This window comes from Lacibacterium aquatile (assembly GCF_042683105.1).
Lineage (GTDB): Bacteria > Pseudomonadota > Alphaproteobacteria > Elsterales > Elsteraceae > Lacibacterium > Lacibacterium aquatile.
Genome location: NZ_JBHUIP010000013.1, coordinates 13,380 through 29,951, shown reverse-complemented (window position 1 = coordinate 29,951; position 16,572 = coordinate 13,380). Strand labels below are relative to the sequence as shown.

Below are 16,572 nucleotides of genomic sequence, written 5' to 3'. Positions count from 1 at the left end.
TCCCCTTTTTTACAGGCGGGGACGCACGCGTATGTCGCCCGTCGCCCCCGTTTCGTTGGCTGCCCGCAGGATGGAAGTCCAGCCCAGGCGCGCACCATGTCGCGACGATAGTTGCATCGCCGGGATTTCAGCTTTCTTAACTTGCAGATGCAGGCGGAAATCCATCGCATCACCGACAAATAACCGGGTCAGCGACACCAGCGGCTGATGGCGCGCGCCCTCGGGCAGAAAACTCGCCACATCCTGCCAACCCATCGGGCCGATCCGCAGGGTGAAGCAGCTTTCCACATCCCAGACGCGCGACCCGATCATCGCGCCTTGACCCAGCCGATTATGGGCACCCATGCGGCCAAGGCGCGTGCGCTCGTCCGCATCCAGGGTCAACCAGCGGCCGGTCAGCGGCTCGACCTTCACCGGCACCGCGAGCGCGTGGCTCAGCAGCCGCTCCAGCGCCCCGACCGACCGGGTTCGCCCCGCCAGCAACCCGGCATAGGTCAGCAGCATCCGGTCCGGCACTTTTTCGCCGAGCCGCCCCTGAAGACGGCCCGTGCCGAGGCCCATCAGCGAAAACAGATAACGCGCCGCCGGGCTCTTATCCGGGCTCCGGTAACCGAACCCCACCCGCGCCTTGTCCCGCACCTTGTAGAAGAGCGAGAGCAGGCGGTGGTTGAAGAGATCGAAGAAGTCCCGCATGGCGGTATCGCGGCGCGACACCCGCAGGCTCATGACCTCCGTCACCCAATCGGGCAGCGGTCCGCCCTGACCGGCCAGCCCCATGACGCGGGTTTCGATCCGGGGACGCTCACCCTCGACACCAGTGATCCGCGAGACATCGCTGGGGGCGAATTTCAGGCTGGCGGGACTGCCGAGAACAAGGCCTTCCCGGCGCGGATCCGCGCCTTCACCCAAAGGGGTCGCGCCCTTGCGCGCCGCCAGCATTTCCAGCAGGGCGACGGCCTGGAAGAATTCATAGTCATGACCGCGCGCTTCGAGCCGCGCGGTCAGACCAAGGGCTTGTCCCCGATCCGCGTCGGCCATTTGAACCAGTTTCCGCTACGTTGCTGAGAAGTCAGGGTCAGTTGCGTAAAGGCATTCACCCCGGCATAGAGGCCAAGAAAACGTTCGACGACAGACCCCAGCAGGAAGGCACTGCCACCGACGAACTGCCGTTCATCCACATCCATGGTGACGCCAAGCCCGCGCGCGACGGCCGCCCGCCCCCGATTGACGACACGCCGTGTCACCCGCTCGACCCTCAGGTCCCGGATGCCCTGGATCTGCTTTTCGCTGGCGGCATCGAGCGAGGGGGCATGCAGGCGGAGGATTTCCTGCAAGGCCTTCAACCCCAGTTCCCGCTCTTCCCGGTCGGCGGCCTCTGCGGCCTTCCGATCGATGTCTTTCCCACCGATATTTCTCCGCTCCGCCCCAGCGCTCATGGAGAGATAATTGAGCGAAAGATGGGAGACGAGACGCCAGGCTGTATCGCCGCCAAGTGCCGGTTGACGTGGCTGCGTCGGCCTGGTTTCCACCAGAATGCGTGTCACCGGCGCCGGTTGTTCGATCTGCAGCAGCGCGCCTGTCGGCACCTGTTCGGCTAGCAGCCGGTTGGTGCAGAGGCAGGTCACCATGATGGTGCGCTCGGCCGGTTCCTGCGGCTGCAAATCGAGATCGACGAACGACAGCCAGATATCACTGCCCGGCGCCTCACGCCGGTCGGTCGGCACCCGGCGGGCGGACCAATAGCTGTTGGTCTCGCCATTCTCCCAGGCATGGTCGATGGAGAAATAGGGGCGATATTCGCTGCGCTTGTCGCCGGTCAGGGCATTGCCGATGACACTAGTGATCGAATGCACTTCCGTCACCCGGTCGAGGCGCCCGTCCGGCACCACGCGATATTCGCTGCGTCGGCGGTCCAGGCGCAGGGGTTCGGCCGTCTTGGTGAAAAGATTGATGATCGGCGTGCAGCCCAACGCAAACAGCTCGGGCGAAATGCTGAGCCCGCGCGAGGGTGCATAGGTCAGCAGGAACAGGACCTCCACCTCCTCGGTCGCAGGAATATCCACCGGAAACGCGAGGTCGAGAAAGCGGAACTTGTCCGGGAAGACAAAATATTCCTGCAGCAGGCGGTAGGCAGGATGGGCATGTTCCGGATAGGGCAGCACCGACTCCTGTTCCTCGAAGCCTACCGGGTGCAAAGCCTCGTCGATAGGCCGCACCCGAACTTTGCCATCGGGCGTGCAGAAGGCCACGCGGTCCGCTGCCGTGCGCAGCAACTCCAGGGCCGCCAGCGCACCGACAGGCTCGCCACTCAGATAGAACCGCAGTTTGCGACCCGCCAGTCCCAGGAACCCATCGGCGGGACCGGTCAGCTTCAGGCGCAGGACCGCGGCGGCCGTGTCATGGTCGAGGAATTCATAGCGGTCGGTGCCGCGGATATCGGCCTCAGCCACCGTCACCGGCCAGAAGGTCACCGGATAGGCGGACTGGAACCGGCAGCGGTTGCCATCCTCGCTCAAGGCGAACAGCGCCGTCCCGCGCTCGACCGTTTCGCCTGCCGAAGCGCCCGCCTTGGCGGGGTCCAGCTCAAAGCGCGCAATCCCCATCGCCGGGATCGGAGCGGCAAGCTGAGGATAAAGGATCTGGAACAGCGCCTCGGTCAGGCGTGGGAATTCCGCGTCGAGGTTGCGCTGAACGCGCCCGGTCAGATAGGCGAAGCTTTCGATCAGCCGTTCCACATGGGGATCGGCACTGCCATCGGGTCCCAGTTCCAGGCGGGCGGCGATCTTGGGATATGTGCGCGCGAAATCGACGCCCGCGCGGCGCAGGAACCCCAGTTCCCGTTGAAAATGTTCCAGCAGTTCGTCGCGTTCAGCTGCCATCGCCTGCCTCTTCGCCGCCTCCAGCCCCCAACGCGATCTGATAGGTGACCGGCTCGACGATATCGCCCACGACCAGCTGCGCCGTGATCTGCGCAATCAGCAGACCCGGCCGATCCGGCGACGGAACCAACTCAACCAATGTCCCGATCAGGCGCGGCTCGAACGCCAGGATCGCCTGACGGGCAGCGGCGGCCAGCAAGCGGCGGGAGGTGAGATCATGGGGAGAGCGCATGCCAAAATCCGGCAGGCCATAATCGAGCACAGTCAGATCGCCAGCCGGGCGTGCTGCAGCACTTTCAATCCCCTCGGCGCGGCGGCAATCGAACAGACGTGCCAGTTCAATCGCGACCGAGCGTTTGACGTCTTCCACATCCATGCGACGCCAGACCTTCGCCTCGCGTTTGACAGCCGGCTCTAGATCGACAAGCCGGTCGAACAGCGGAACGGAACCGCCGTCCAGCACGTTCGGCATCGATGCGCGGCCTATCGCCAACTGCCTGTTCTCCCGTCTTGGATGCGGCTTCTATCGAGAATGAAAAGGGCGGCGCGGGCCTGAAGCCCACCGCCGCCCCATTCAACTTTGGCCCAAATCAGGCGGCCTGCCGTTAGGCCGCCGAAGCGACGCCGGTCATGACGTCGTAGGTGGCATTGACGTTGCCGCCTTCCATGCCGCCGGTCTCGCCCTGGATCTTATAGTCGAACGAGATGTCGGTGAAGGTCAGGCTGAGCTGTTCCGACATATAGCCGCCGTTCGAACCCGAGACGTTATAGCTCTCGATCAGCGGGTTGGTCAGGGTGACGGTCAGGAATTCTTCCTGGCCTTCGCCATCGATGCTGGCGGCTTTCAGGAAGTGCACGGTCGCTGTTTCGATCGACTTGCCGGTGAACAGCGCGTTCAGGATATGGACCGACGAATTGTCGACCTGACGCGAGAGCGAAACGCTCGAGACATTCACGGTACCGACGGTACGCGACTTGTTGCGGCTCATGTCCGACGGCTGGGTCGCGCCGAAGGAGAAGCTGTCGCAGATGATCTTGCCTTCGAATTCCGAGATTTGCGATTCGCCATCATAGCCATCGCCAAGGTCGAGAAGAATATCGGGCATGGGAACCTCCCCCTAAAGACTGAAATGGGAACAGCCGACCGGGCGCCCTTGGACAGGGCACCCGGCTGGCAGGACTTTAGGCTTTACGCGGCCGGCGGCGGCAGTTCGGCGACCAGACGGATCGACGCCGTCAGCTCTTCGAGCTGGAAGTGCGGACGCAGGAACACGGTGGCGCGGAAGGCACCCGGACGGCCCGGCACTTCGGTCACATCGACCCGGCCTTCGCGCAGCGGATATTTCGCCTTCTGCGACTGGGTCGCGTCATCCATGAGCAGGATGTAGTTCGCCAGCCACTTGTTCAGGAACTGCTCGACCGAGACCTTCGAGGCGAAGGAGCCGATCTTGTCGCGCATCATGACCTTGATGTAGTGCGCGAAGCGCGACGCAGCCAGGATGTAGGTGAGAACCGACGAGAGATGCGCGTTCGCGTTCGCTTCGTTGGTGTTGTAGAGCTTGGGCTTGTTGGCCGTCTGGGCACCGAAGAACGCGGCGAAATCCGTGTTCTTGCAATGCACGAGGCTGATGAAGCCCAGGTCCGACAGTTCCTTTTCGCGCCGATCAGTGATCGCGATCTCGGTCGGGCACTTCAGGGCGATCTCGCCTTCGTCGGTGCGGAAGGTGTGGGTCGGCAGGCCTTCGACCTTGCCGCCACCTTCGACGCCGCGGATAGCAGCGCACCAGCCGTGCTGCGAGAAGGCAGCGCAGATACGCTCGGCCAATGCCCAGGAGGCATTGCCCCAGAGGTACTTCGAGTGGTCGGTGCCATCGACGTCTTCGATGAAGTTGACGCCTTCGACCGGCTTGGTATCCGGACCGTAGGGCAGACGCAGCAGCGTGTGCGGCAGCGTGAGCGCCACATAACGGCTGTCTTCCGAGTTACGGAAGGAGCGCCATTTGATCATCTCGGTCGATTCGAAGATCTTGGCGAGGTCGCGCGGCACACCGAGATCGGTGAACTGCAGCATGTCGAACATCTTGGGCGCAGCAGCCGCGATGAACGGAGCATGGGCAGCAGCGGCGACGTTCGAGATCTTCTCGAGCAGCGCGATGTCCTGCGGGTGACGACCGAATTCATAATCGCCGACCAGCAGGCCGTAAGGCGTGCCGCCGAAGGTGCCGTATTCCTCTTCATAGATCATCTTGAAGAGGGTCGACTGGTCGAACTCGACAGCCTTTTCCAGATCCTTCAGCACATCGCCCTTGGAGGCATTGATGACGCGGATCTTCAGCTTGCTGCCGGTTTCTGCATTCATGACGAGGTAGTGCAGGCCGCGCCAGGTGCTTTCCAGCTTCTGGAAAGCGGGCGTGTGCAGAACTTCGTTCAGCTGGGCGGTGATCAGTTCGTCGATCTGGGCAATGCGCAGATTGATCGCTTCGACCACGTCCTTGGTCATCTTGTCGGACTGGCCGACGACCTGGTCGACGAACTCAGCGATCAGGTCACGGGCGTGATCCTTCTGCGAGTCATCGATGGCCATCTTGCCGTCGGCGACGATCCGGTCGAGCAACGACAGATTGCTGGACGTTTCGATATCGGTACTGGTGCTGGTCTCGCTCATGATCGCGCCTCCCCTACTCGGCGTCCGCCGGTGCGTCACCCTTGCTTAGCTGGGCGCGCAGCTCTTCCTGCTTTTCGGTATTGCCGATGACATCGGCCAGCAGGGCGTCAAGTTCGTCGTTGCCGTCCAGCTTGGTCAGCAGGTCCGACAGGCGCTGGCGGGCTTCGTAAAGCTTGGCCAGCGGCTTGATCTGCTTCAGAACCGCGACCGGCTCGAAATCGTCGATTTCCTTGAAGGTCAGCAGCGTGTTGAGCTTGCTGCCATCATTCTGAAGCGCGTTATTCACCTGGAAGGCGAGGCGCGGCGCGGCACCGGCGAGAACGTCGTTGAAATTATCGCGGTCGATCTCGACGAACTTGCGTTCCTTCATCTTCGGCAGCGGCTGTTCGGGCTGACCCGAAAGATCCGCCATGACGCCGACGAGGAAGGGAAGTTCCTTCATCTCGATCGCGCCGCCCGTTTCGACGTCGTAAGTAATCTGGACGCGGGGCGGCCGAACGCGCCCCAGCTTCTTTTGAGTGCTCTCGCTCATACTTCGCCACCCCGATGAATTGACTACGGCAGGTTGCTGACCCCCAGCCGACCAGTCCTCGCATTACTTCATTTAGTATTACGAAGTAATACAAAGGATTCAGGGCCTTTATTTACCAAAGCCCCGACGATCCAACCGGTAAGTTATAAATACCCCAGCCTTGGCCGGAGTTAAAGTTGTTTCTCCGTTGTCATGCCTTTCTTTGTGCGATGGTTAGGGCAACACGGTAGTGCACCGCCGCCCGATTATGTAAACGTACCTGCCATATTTGATCAGGCAGAGATCGAACGACGAGTTCTTGCCTTGCACTTAACAACTCAGGCAGATCAGAGGGGGGAGCGGATACAACCCGATCCCCGATCCAGGCCTCCGCCGGAGTAACATTGGGCGACCAGTCAAAGGGCGTCGCCGCAATCAGCCAGCCGCCCCGCGCAAGCAACCGAACCGCCTCCCCCACCAGCCGAACCGGATCGGCAACGCAATCGATGACATTAAGGGCCGCGATCAGGCCAAAACTCGCATCGGCAAAGGGCATATCGAGCGCATCGCCCAGAACAAAGCGCAGCTTGTCGCGCTGTCGATAGGGTAAAGCCACCTCGCGCCGCTCATAGGCGGTACCGGCGCGGCGCCTGCCGTAGCGGGCGATACCACTGACTGCGGTCCGGGCCGCCATCCGGATGAGGGGAGCCGACATATCCAGACCGATCACCGGCCCGTTCCCCATCTCCGCCAGCGCCAGACTGATACCACCAGTCGCGCAGCCGATATCGAGCGAAGGCCCCGCGACACTACCGATCTCTGCCAGCGCTGTCCGCAGGATCCGCTCGGCACCGCCGGGCAGCGGTTCGTCGCTGTCCTGATCGTCGAACGCCCCATAGTGATCGCGGGCATAGGAAGAGAGGTGCTGACGGGCGACATCGAAATAGGAACCCGCAGGCAGCAACCCGCCTAGCATATCCTCCTGCCCCGCGCTTAGGTCGTCGCGCATCAGCCAATAGGGCGCAGCTTCGTTGAGGTAGCGCGGCAGGTCGGCAAGCAGCAGAGGAATCCCGTCGACAACGGGGAATCCTCGACCACAGGAGCGGCAGGAAACTCGCTCGTCTGTTTCGATCAGATCCGCCCCGCTGCACACCGGGCATCGCAGGGCGAAAAGCTTCACGTCAGCCGCCGATCAGAACCGTTGGACAGCCGGGCGGCAGGATCTTGCCGGTGGGAGCCGGGATCGGGGCGACGCAGGCAACGTGAGAGGTCATGTCCCCCACCCGCGCGGCGGGCATGCTGCCGATCAGGACGGTCGCAGACCCCAACGCCACCATACCGGGACCACCCGGAACGCAGCCCGCCAGGATGCAGGGCGCCGTGGTGCTGGTCAGGGTGGCGGCAGGCATGCCGCCGATCATGACGGTCGGCTGGCCGGAGATGATCGCTAGCGGCATGGCCGGATGGGGCGCAGGCGCAGGCACCAGAGCGGGCGGATGGATGGGCGCATGGCAGTGCGGATTGTCCTGCAGGACCTGATCGCCGATACGGGCTGCAGGCTTGCTCATGGCTCAGCGGCCCTTGCGCGGCGGCGCTGCCTTGTCGAGCCCCAGCAGCTTGAAGGTATCACTGCCCTCGGCCATCATTTCCTGCAGAAGCTCCGGCAGGCTCATCTGCCCCCAGCCAACCGCCCGCATAATGAGATGCGGCACCGGGCTATGGGGTTCGGTCTTTTCCAGATAGGCCGCGACCTGGGTCAGGATACGATAAGCATGGTCGCGATCGCGGATGCCCTGTGGGCCGGAGGGAGCGGCAGCGGGTGTCGTTTCCTCGCCTTCCATCTCGAATTCCTCGGGCGCATCGCCGTCGGCGGTTTCGCTCATGAAACTATCCTCCGTCATCGGAAGCGCGGGGATCGTTGCGGTATTGCCCGGCACGATCTCTTCAGGCAGGACGCCACGGTCGCTTAAGACCGCATGGATGAAGCCGGTGATGCTGCCCAGCATCTGGCTGATACCCGTCAGGCTGGGAGCCCCGGCCCCCAGTTGATCGCTCAAGACCGACTTCAGATGCTCCAGACGCCCGGACACCATGGTCAGGGCCTGGGTCAGGCGCAGGAAATGGGCGGTATCGGTTGCTTCGACGGCAGCAAAAGCTTCTTCCAGCTGCGCGTCGGCTTCCTGATTCTCGCTCTTGGCCTTCCGGCCGGTCACCTGATTGGCCGAAGCCGCCCGGCGCTGGGAGGAGACCCATTGATGCCAGGACATCAGCGGATCGCTGTCGGTAATGGCGATCATCGCGATACGCGACGGAAGCTTGTCATCAAGCCAATCGAACGGCGCCAAGCGCCCTTCGGTATCGCCGTCATCGCCCAGTTCGGGCCAGAGGTTCGCCCAGAAGGTTTCCGACAGCGCGGCCAGCAGATCGAAGCCGGCGGCCAGCCCCAGCAGCCCCTGGCGCGCCGTCAGGCCTTCGACCAGCCAGGCGGCAATCTGCAGATCCTTGGATTTGGTGGCCAGCGTATCGGCCGCCAGATCGATGAGACCACCCCAGTCGGCCACCTTCATCTTAGTCTGCCAGATACCGCGCGGGGCGCTTTGATCGTCCTCGCGCCGCAGTTCCTGCAACTGGTCGTAGACCGGGTCATAACGCAGGTGCGGTCCGGCAGGATTATCGCCGGGGATCGGGTTCAGGAGTTCGGTAAGATCACGCATATCTATCGGATCGGCGCCAGATCGCCCGACAATTCGGCCGAGGGGGGCGCGGGCAGCAGAACGGGCGGAGCAATCGCTCCGGGTGGCGGCGGCGCCTTGGCCGGGAAGACCGGCGCGCCCAGACGGTCGGTGGTGGCCCGCCCATCGGGGGTCGGCGCGCCCTTGACGGCCAGATCGATGAAGACCTTCGCCACCTGTTCGGTCACCGCCTGCGCCCCGGCACTCGGTGCCGTCGCAATTTCGATGGCCAGCATATGGGGCGGCTTGCCCGGTCCCTGCTTCCAGTCGGTCGGGCGCGGCTCATGGGCCTGCAGCAACGCGATCAGCGCCCAGGGACCGTCCTGGGTAATGGTGACCACCCGGTCGCGCACCGTCACGGCGCCCGAAGCGACAGCGGCAGTCGGCTGACGGGGAGCGTTACGCGCCCAGCGGAAGCTCATAGTGATTGGATCACCATTGCGCCAGACGATGGCTTTCTTGTTCGCGGCATTATCGACCAACTGATCATTGACCGAGAACTGCCATTCGATGATGTCGAAGCCGACGACTTCCTTCTCCGGCAGGGCGCGGAACTTGGGCTCCAGCCCATAGCCCAGCTCCTGCACATCGTCGAGGCCAACCATCGGCTTCAGGAAGGTACGGGCCTGCTTCAGGGCCTGCAGGAAAGCGAGCTGCGAGCGCACCGCGTTGCCGCCCAGCTGCGCACGCTCAGTCAGGTTGGCCAGCAGGGCCTCCTGAACCGGATCGAACGCCTTGTAGAAGGCGGCGATATCCTCGGTCGTCGCATAGGGGCCGGTCAGCGCCTGGGCCGGAGCCGCGAAGGGATAACGACCAGCCACATGCTCATTGAAGCTCTGCTCGATCAGGCGATAGGCGGCGGACACCCGCTCGTCTGCCGCGACCAGGCACAGCTGCGACAGTGTCAGGCGCAACTCCAGCAGTTGATCCGCGAACCAGTCGCCTGCCGAGCCTGCGCCGCGCGGTCCGATGGCCGAGCAGCTTTTGGTCGAGGCTTCGGGCAATTCTGCCGTGATGAAACGCTCCAGGCTGGGGATGGAGGCGTTGGGGCGCATCTGCCCGGCCTTTTCCATTTCCTGGATAATACGCGCCCACTTCCCAGCCGAACCGCCACCGCTGCCGCCGCGCACTTCGGGACGGGCAAGGAAGGCCAGCAGCGGGTCGGCCAGTTCCATGGCGACCGCGCCGATACGGGTCTTGGTCTGATCCAGCATCGCAGCGATGGAGCCGATATCCGCCACGCCATAGACGGCGGGGACATTGACCTTGTCGCCGCTCCAGGCCGCCAGCGACGGGTTCGCAGGCAGGTAAGGACGGTCGCCGAGGTAATAGGCGTCGAGACGCTCCAGCAGCGCCAGCGTCTGCGCAACCGACACATCCATCAAGCGCGAGGCCACCGACTGGGCGCCGTTCTGCCGCAGAGTCTGGGCAAGGCGTAGAATGACCGGCTGGGCCGCCAGTGCCGATTGAACCTGGGCGCGCATATCGGCTTCGGAACGGCCCCGTACCGCATCGGCCACCGGCACCTGTGCCTTGGCAACCGCATCCAGAACCCCGGCCGCCAGCCGCTGCTGGGCAACCGAGCGGACACCGGCCTGGACGTTACGCGGCATCAAGGCCAGATCGCGCCCCAGGAACAGGGCATAATCTTCGGCCAGCGCCACCGCACGCTCCAACCCGCGGGCATCCCACTGCACGACACCGCCACGCATCAGGGCTGCGCCTTCGGCGATGCCGGTGGAGGAGGACATGAAGGGGCGCTTTTCGAGGTCGGTCAGCGCCACGCGGAACTGCTCGGCAACCGGTGCCAGCTCGATCCGGTTACGCTCCGGGATCGCCTGGGCCAGTGGCCCAATAGCAGAGGTGACGGAGCGCACATCGACGGACGAGCGGCCGAGTATAGCCTGTCCACGCTGAACCACACGGGCACGGGCTGGCGCACCGAACAGCGGTGAGTCACTCAAGACCCGCAGCAGCGAACGCAAGGCGGACCCGCCGAACTCTTCCTCACCACCGGCCGTGGTCGGACCGGCGAGCCAGGTGGCATCCTGCACCGACAGAACCTCAGCCGCCTGGGCAAGGCCAAGCTGGATCGAGGATAGGGCCGTCGGTGCCGGTTGAGTTGCGCCGCCACGGGCCAGATTGTCGATCTCGGTCGCCACCAGGCGCATGCGGGCGATGACGTCGCCATTCTGCGCCAGACGCTGGAAGTAGCTGTCCGCCAGGATCTCAAGACGGTCGTGCAGCGGCGCACGGATCGCCAGCAGATCGATCGGCTTGGTGCCTGCGTCGATAATCGCGCCGCGCAGCGCACGGGTGGTCGGAACCGTGGCGAACCCCAGCTCGCCCGCCAGATCCACATAGAAGGCAGGCAGTTCGATGCCGTGGGTATAGCGCACCAGTTCGGTCAGGCCGGTCACATCGCCGGTCTGGATCAGGCGCGCCTGCACCCCGACGAAACGCTCCAACAGCAGAGCTTCGCCAACATAGGCCCGCAGCCGCCCGAACTCGCCAGATCCGGCCGGGGCCTGCACGTCACCCGCAGCAATTGCCGCCGCCCGGCGATCCAGGCGCGACCGCACATCCGCCATCAGCAGGCGATAATGGGCGATGCTCAGGGAGACTCGGATCTTGTCGTCCAGCGGATCGAAGGCGGCAACCGGCCACATCGGACTGGACCATGCTTCTTCGACACGCGACAGCGCACGGATCGCTGCTGCCGCACCGGCATCGGCCGCCGCCAACGGCGTGCCGCCGGGCTGATCGAGCCAACGTGCCGCCGCCACCGGATCGGCCATCAAGCGCAGGGCAGGCAGATAGGACGCGGATTGTGTCACCAGCGAACTGGTGCCAAGCCAGAGCAGCAATGCCGCGACAAGAGCACTGACGCCCGCAGCAGCTTGCCAGAGCATCTGGCGACGGTCGAAAGTGGCGGTCCAGCGCTGGGTCGGCTTGGTGAGATCGCGTTCGGCAAAGATCTTCTGTTCAAAGAGATCGCGGGCAAAGGCCAGCGGACGGGCGGCGATGCTGAGTGCGCCCTCTTCCCGGCCATCGGGCTCGCTGGCGCCAACAAAATAGATCCCGCGGAAATAGAGCATTTCCTGATAGGCGGTACGGCGGAAGACGATCTGCAGCAGATTGGCCAGCGCCCCCGTCAGTTCGCCCAGCGCGCCGGGCACCTGAAGATAGCCGCCACCACGGGCAGGCATGGCGCCACCGGCGGCCAGTTCCAGGCCGCTCGCGACCAGGGCGTCCTGGACCGACGTAATCCCCTCTTCCACCATCGCGGGGCGGAAGGCGGTTTCCAGCGGATAGGGATTGGACCAGCCGAGTATATCCTGGCGCCGGTTCGGCGGCAGCTTTTCAACCAGATCGAGGAAACCCGGCAGCTTGTCGCAATGGGTAACCGCCACCCAGACCGGCAGGCAGAGGCCAAGCGTCTTCTGGGCCTGCCACAGGCGGCCATAGATCTGCGCCGCTTTCTCTGCCAGCACATGGGGCATGGCGGCCAGCGGCCCCATCAGATCGCTGACGGGAATACCCAGGATAATGCCGTCGATGGGCTGGGCCGGGCGCTTGTCCGCCAGTTCCTCCAGCAGGGCAAGCCAGGCGGCATCGGGGACTTTTTCGCCATTGGAGCGCGCGAAGGCTTCCGCCCCCACATCGATCACCACGGCCTGATCGTGATACCACCAGGTGCAGCCGACCGGCTGGCCCGTCAGGGGATCCGGCGTCTCGCCCGGCGCCCGGTGGGTCTCCAGACCGGCGCACAGGGTCGATACCCCCGTGCCGTCCGTGCCGACAGCCAGATACCAGGGTACAAGGTACGGATTCCGCGCACCCGCCACCTGATTGCGATAGAGCTTCCAGCCATTGCGGAAGGCCTGCCGCATGAGGGCGGGCGACAAGATCGGAACGCCGCCACGCGCCACAGTTTCCGGTTCAGGCGGCGGGGCTGCAGCAACGGGAGCAGCGGCTTCAGCTTCGGCAGCGGCGGCTTCCTGGGCGGCAGCCTCTTTGCGCGCCCGCAGGAAGCGGATCAGCAGATAGAGACCAAGCGCCAGGGCCAGAACGGCAAACAGGATGAAGAGCGGAAGCTCGACCCCTTCGACGAGTTGTGCGAGTGCGGCCATCGATTACCTCGCCGCCCGGATGACGGCATCTGCGGCACTGGCCACATCGGCGGTCACAAAAAACCAGATGCCGGTCGATGCGGCCAGGAAGACCGCGACGATGGCGACAATCACCGTCGGCCAGCTGACGGCAGGCCACCGCCGCCGCTTGCCCTGCCCGGCGATCACATTGGCGTAACCGGCGTTCACCAGCCGCTGGCCGGACGGACCCAGATCGGGCCTGCGCCCCCGGATCGCCTGGAAGAGATCCAGCGAGGCCGCTTCCAGCATCGCCGCGCCATTGGAGCTGCGGTGCTTGCCCTTGAAGCCCAGCGCCAGTGCCAGCAGATAAACCGGCGCCAGTTCCTGCTCGCGCCGGCCGCGTCCCTGGGCAATGCCGGTGATATTATCGAAAATCTTCTCGCCCGCCACGCGGGTGCCGAACAGGCGATATTCCAGAATATCCTCGCGCCAGTCGTCACGCCCGGCCCATTCGACCTCATGCAGGAAGAGGTCGTCGGCCAGCGCCGCCATGACATATTGCGCCTCGCGATAGACCAGCAGTTCGGCATCGGTCAGACGACGGCGGGCCAGTTCGGCCTGCACGCGCAGGAACTCCTGCAGATCGTCGCGGATCCGCGCCGGACGCGGGTGCAGAGGGCTATCCTCGGGCAGGCCGCTGGCAGCAGCGATCTCCGAGCGATGCTGTTCGATCTCGGCCTGGAACGCCAGGAACTCCCGTGCGAGTCCTTCGTAGCGCAGTGCCTTGATGTCCTGTGCCGCCAGCATCCGCCCCGCTCCCATCAGGTGGCAACGTAGAGGACGACGTCGGTCGGGCGCATGCGCCCGCCACGGGTATCGGGATTCCAGATTTCCAGCACCTCACCCGGTGTGATGCTGTCTTCCTTGATCGCGATATCGAACAGGACCGTGCCGCGCGGCGGTGCGAAATCGAGATCCGCCCCCCGATCCAGCGGCTTGCGCGGTGCGCCCGAGACGCGCAGATCCCAGAGGTTCTGGCTCTTGTCGCGGGTGGCGATCAGGCTGGCTTCGACCCAGGCGGCAATCTCCGCTTCGGCCATATTGACTGGCCCGCGCACACCGATCAGCAGGCGGTCGGACTTGGTCCAGGCAGGTTCCAGCGCCAGGGTGAACTTCTGGCCTTCGGGCAGGAACGGCACGGGCCGCGCGCTTTCGCGAACCCGGTCCAGCGTACGCATGATGACGTCGCGCACCTCGGCAAAAGCCGGATAGGGATCGTCATGGTCATAACGCGAAAACAGCGGCGCAACGCTGGCGGCGGCAAAGGCCGACAGCAATCCGGCAAACCGTGTGAGTTCGATATAGAGCGTGAAGGGATGCGCCCGGCCGATGCCGATCATCGCTTCCAGGGCGGGCAGACCCGCCGCGAGCCCCTGGATTTCAGCCCGCGTCTCAACCGTCACCGGCTGCCCGCCCGCTTCGGCGGCAGCGATACGACCGGCGAGATAAAGCGCCTTTTCACGTGCCCGACGGGCGATATCGGCCACCAGCACACCCAGGGTCGACCGTTCCCCAACCATCAGGCTGGGCGGCACATAGGTCTGCGAGAGGGCGAAAGTCTCATTCTCGTAAGTAATACGCGCAATCGGCAGCGCGGCATATTTGGCAGGCGGACGCTGACCGGCGGTCGTCGTCACCACCAGCGTGCAACGGGGACGCAGACGCTGAACGGATATTTCCTCGCCACCCCCCGCTTCATCGATCAGCGGGGCGCCTTCATAGGTCTCGTAACGCGGCAACTCGCCACCCGCGCCATCGGCGGACCGACCGATGGGAACCGCGAGATACAGGGTCAGCGGCGCCCGGCTTGCCGCCTCGGCATAGGGGGTAAGGTCGAGACGCAGCGGCGTGTCGAGATCGCGTTCGGCAATATGTTTGACGATCAACCCGTCGGGCAGAATCGCTTCAAGTTCCAGCACCCGCGCATTGCCTGCACCCAACGCCACACGGTCAAAGCTGATGCTGGAAAGCCCCCAATGGAAGGGCGTGCTGGCGGCAGCGTGATAGAGGGTCACCTGCTCCTGGCGGAGGACAAGCTGCTGGAAATGCTGCGGGGACAGCATCATGCCTTCGTGCCAAAGAAGGGCGGGAACAGGTTCGCGGGCGACGGTCATGGCTGAACCGAGAACTCCTTGACGTCGAGCGTCACCTTGACGTCTCGCTCGGTCGTGATGCGATAGCGATGGGCGCCGGGCGTCGTATAGTTCGCGAAGATGAACCCGGCTGCCGTCACCTTGGGCTTTGCCAGTTTTTCGGTGGGCAGGATCTGGCCCGGCACCACTTCGAACGAGCGCACGTCGATATCCTCGGGGAAATCGCGCAGGAACTGCTGACGACGCGCGAACCAGTCGGCGGCCGTGATCTTGGCGAACTCATCTGCCAGCGGCTCGCGCTTGCCGATGAACACAAAATCGACCGGGATCGGCGAGTTGTTGTTGGCCTTCTCGACCACCCGCATCGAAACGGTATCGATGCGAACCTCTTCGCCGAAGAAATATTCCCAACTTGCACTCACGGCACCGCAGGCGGGCAACGCGAGGGCGAGTAGCAGGGGAAGAGCTTTGCGCAAACCGGCCCTCACTTAGGCGCCTCCTGCTTTTCTGTCACAAGGATGCCCGGCAGACGCTGGCGCAGTTCGAGATCCTGGGCATAGGCGAGAGCCTGCGCCCCGTCATTGAAGCGACCTGACCGCACATAGGTCCAGACGCGCCCGGTGGCATCGGGCTCGGTTACCAGCGCGACCTGAATGCCGCGCTTCATCAATTCGCCAGCGAAGGCCGACGCCGTATCGCCGGACAGGAAGAAGCCCAGCTCGACCGAATAAACCAGTGCCGGAGCGGCAGCAGGCCCGGCCAGAGCACGGGTTGGAATTTCCAGCGGCGCCGCAGCGGCAGCAGGAGCAGCGGGCGCCACAGGCGCAGCGGCACCGGCAGCCGGAACCGGCGCGACGGCAGGTCCCAGGCCAGCATCGGCGCTGGCGGACAGGAAGCCATTGCCCCCCACGGCAGGCACGCTGATCGGGGTTGCCATGGCAAGACCGCGCGCTTCAGCAGAACGGCCAGCCGCCAGATCATAGGCTGCTAGCGGATCGAGCAGAGACAGCTCACCCGGCTGGGCAGCGGCAACCGGATCATCGGGACTGCAGACCGGGGCACTCTGGGTCGGATCACCCGTCCGCGCCTGCTGCTGACCGCCGCGAGGAGCACGTCCAAGGCGCGCACCCTGGCCAACGGCGCCGGTGACGGGGGCGGCGGATGTTAGCACAGACTTCGGCAGCAGACCCGTCTGAACCATGATGCGGGTCACCATGCCAAGGCTACGCAGGGTCTTCGGACCCGCCATGCGCAGCAGCAGGAAGCCGCAGAAAATGAGACTGATGATGAACAGCAGCAGGACGAACCACAGGAGGACCTTGTCCCCCATGCTCTTACCGGCTGGCACCGGGAGCTTAGCAGCGGGCATCGCGCCTCCCTTCCATCACTTCAGCACAAACGGCGCCGGTTTTCACCGAACGCCCCGCCTGCCCAAAGTGATGATGACCGACTGGATGCTGACCACATCCGCCGTCAGGAAACTTCCCCGTCACGTCGCCTCCCCTGAGGATTGAAAACAGCATCAGGAATGCTCCTCC

General features: G+C 64.3%; 14 protein-coding genes. All 14 read right to left on the bottom strand.

Annotation, left to right across the window (positions count from 1 at the left end; all coding sequences use genetic code 11):
- Positions 1-9: 9 nt before the first annotated feature.
- Positions 10-1,038: a type VI secretion system baseplate subunit TssG gene (gene tssG, locus ACFSM5_RS15260; protein ID WP_379877332.1), complete on the bottom strand. Its 1,029-nt coding sequence runs from the start codon at positions 1,036-1,038 to the stop codon at positions 10-12.
- The gene (tssF, locus tag ACFSM5_RS15255) at positions 1,002-2,879 is read right to left on the bottom strand and encodes a type VI secretion system baseplate subunit TssF (RefSeq protein WP_379877331.1); all 1,878 of its coding nucleotides are present in this window, start codon (positions 2,877-2,879) and stop codon (positions 1,002-1,004) included. Before tssF ends, tssG begins: the two co-directional genes overlap by 37 nt.
- Entirely contained in the window at positions 2,869-3,372 is a 504-nt protein-coding gene (gene tssE / locus ACFSM5_RS15250) for a type VI secretion system baseplate subunit TssE (protein WP_379877330.1), read from the bottom strand. Before tssE ends, tssF begins: the two co-directional genes overlap by 11 nt.
- A gap of 112 nt (positions 3,373-3,484) precedes the next feature.
- Positions 3,485-3,985: an Hcp family type VI secretion system effector gene (locus ACFSM5_RS15245; RefSeq protein ID WP_379877329.1), complete on the bottom strand. Its 501-nt coding sequence runs from the start codon at positions 3,983-3,985 to the stop codon at positions 3,485-3,487.
- Between the two features lie 83 nt (positions 3,986-4,068).
- The gene (gene tssC / locus ACFSM5_RS15240) at positions 4,069-5,544 is read right to left on the bottom strand and encodes a type VI secretion system contractile sheath large subunit (RefSeq protein ID WP_379877328.1); all 1,476 of its coding nucleotides are present in this window, start codon (positions 5,542-5,544) and stop codon (positions 4,069-4,071) included.
- Between the two features lie 13 nt (positions 5,545-5,557).
- Entirely contained in the window at positions 5,558-6,076 is a 519-nt protein-coding gene (gene tssB, locus ACFSM5_RS15235; protein ID WP_379877327.1) for a type VI secretion system contractile sheath small subunit, read from the bottom strand.
- Between the two features lie 190 nt (positions 6,077-6,266).
- Positions 6,267-7,235: a methyltransferase domain-containing protein gene (locus tag ACFSM5_RS15230; protein WP_379877326.1), complete on the bottom strand. Its 969-nt coding sequence runs from the start codon at positions 7,233-7,235 to the stop codon at positions 6,267-6,269.
- A gap of 1 nt (position 7,236) precedes the next feature.
- Entirely contained in the window at positions 7,237-7,623 is a 387-nt protein-coding gene (locus ACFSM5_RS15225; RefSeq protein ID WP_379877325.1) for a PAAR domain-containing protein, read from the bottom strand.
- 3 nt (positions 7,624-7,626) lie between these two features.
- Entirely contained in the window at positions 7,627-8,769 is a 1,143-nt protein-coding gene (tssA, locus tag ACFSM5_RS15220) for a type VI secretion system protein TssA (RefSeq protein ID WP_379877324.1), read from the bottom strand.
- A gap of 2 nt (positions 8,770-8,771) precedes the next feature.
- Positions 8,772-12,920, bottom strand: coding sequence for a type VI secretion system protein (locus ACFSM5_RS15215; RefSeq protein ID WP_379877323.1), 4,149 nt, complete (start codon positions 12,918-12,920; stop codon positions 8,772-8,774).
- Between the two features lie 3 nt (positions 12,921-12,923).
- On the bottom strand, positions 12,924-13,688 hold the full coding sequence (locus ACFSM5_RS15210) for a DotU family type IV/VI secretion system protein (protein WP_379877322.1): 765 nt from the start codon (positions 13,686-13,688) through the stop codon (positions 12,924-12,926).
- A gap of 14 nt (positions 13,689-13,702) precedes the next feature.
- Positions 13,703-15,055: a type VI secretion system baseplate subunit TssK gene (tssK, locus tag ACFSM5_RS15205; protein WP_379877321.1), complete on the bottom strand. Its 1,353-nt coding sequence runs from the start codon at positions 15,053-15,055 to the stop codon at positions 13,703-13,705.
- Positions 15,052-15,522: a hypothetical protein gene (locus ACFSM5_RS15200; protein WP_379877320.1), complete on the bottom strand. Its 471-nt coding sequence runs from the start codon at positions 15,520-15,522 to the stop codon at positions 15,052-15,054. The genes tssK and ACFSM5_RS15200 overlap by 4 nt, the downstream gene beginning before the upstream one ends.
- The gene (locus ACFSM5_RS15195; RefSeq protein ID WP_379877319.1) at positions 15,519-16,403 is read right to left on the bottom strand and encodes a hypothetical protein; all 885 of its coding nucleotides are present in this window, start codon (positions 16,401-16,403) and stop codon (positions 15,519-15,521) included. Before ACFSM5_RS15195 ends, ACFSM5_RS15200 begins: the two co-directional genes overlap by 4 nt.
- Positions 16,404-16,572: the final 169 nt, after the last annotated feature.

Bases quoted from the DNA above. Each gene is read 5' to 3' on its own strand.
- ACFSM5_RS15195 (WP_379877319.1), bottom strand. From the start codon at position 16,403: ATGCCCGCTGCTAAGCTCCCGGTGCCAGCCGGTAAGAGCATGGGGGAC.
- ACFSM5_RS15245 (WP_379877329.1), bottom strand. From the start codon at position 3,985: ATGCCCGATATTCTTCTCGACCTTGGCGATGGCTATGATGGCGAATCG.
- ACFSM5_RS15225 (WP_379877325.1), bottom strand. From the start codon at position 7,623: ATGAGCAAGCCTGCAGCCCGTATCGGCGATCAGGTCCTGCAGGACAAT.
- tssC (WP_379877328.1), bottom strand. From the start codon at position 5,544: ATGAGCGAGACCAGCACCAGTACCGATATCGAAACGTCCAGCAATCTG.
- tssK (WP_379877321.1), bottom strand. From the start codon at position 15,055: ATGACCGTCGCCCGCGAACCTGTTCCCGCCCTTCTTTGGCACGAAGGC.
- tssA (WP_379877324.1), bottom strand. From the start codon at position 8,769: ATGCGTGATCTTACCGAACTCCTGAACCCGATCCCCGGCGATAATCCT.
- ACFSM5_RS15215 (WP_379877323.1), bottom strand. From the start codon at position 12,920: ATGGCCGCACTCGCACAACTCGTCGAAGGGGTCGAGCTTCCGCTCTTC.
- tssG (WP_379877332.1), bottom strand. From the start codon at position 1,038: ATGGCCGACGCGGATCGGGGACAAGCCCTTGGTCTGACCGCGCGGCTC.
- tssB (WP_379877327.1), bottom strand. From the start codon at position 6,076: ATGAGCGAGAGCACTCAAAAGAAGCTGGGGCGCGTTCGGCCGCCCCGC.
- ACFSM5_RS15210 (WP_379877322.1), bottom strand. From the start codon at position 13,688: ATGCTGGCGGCACAGGACATCAAGGCACTGCGCTACGAAGGACTCGCA.
- tssF (WP_379877331.1), bottom strand. From the start codon at position 2,879: ATGGCAGCTGAACGCGACGAACTGCTGGAACATTTTCAACGGGAACTG.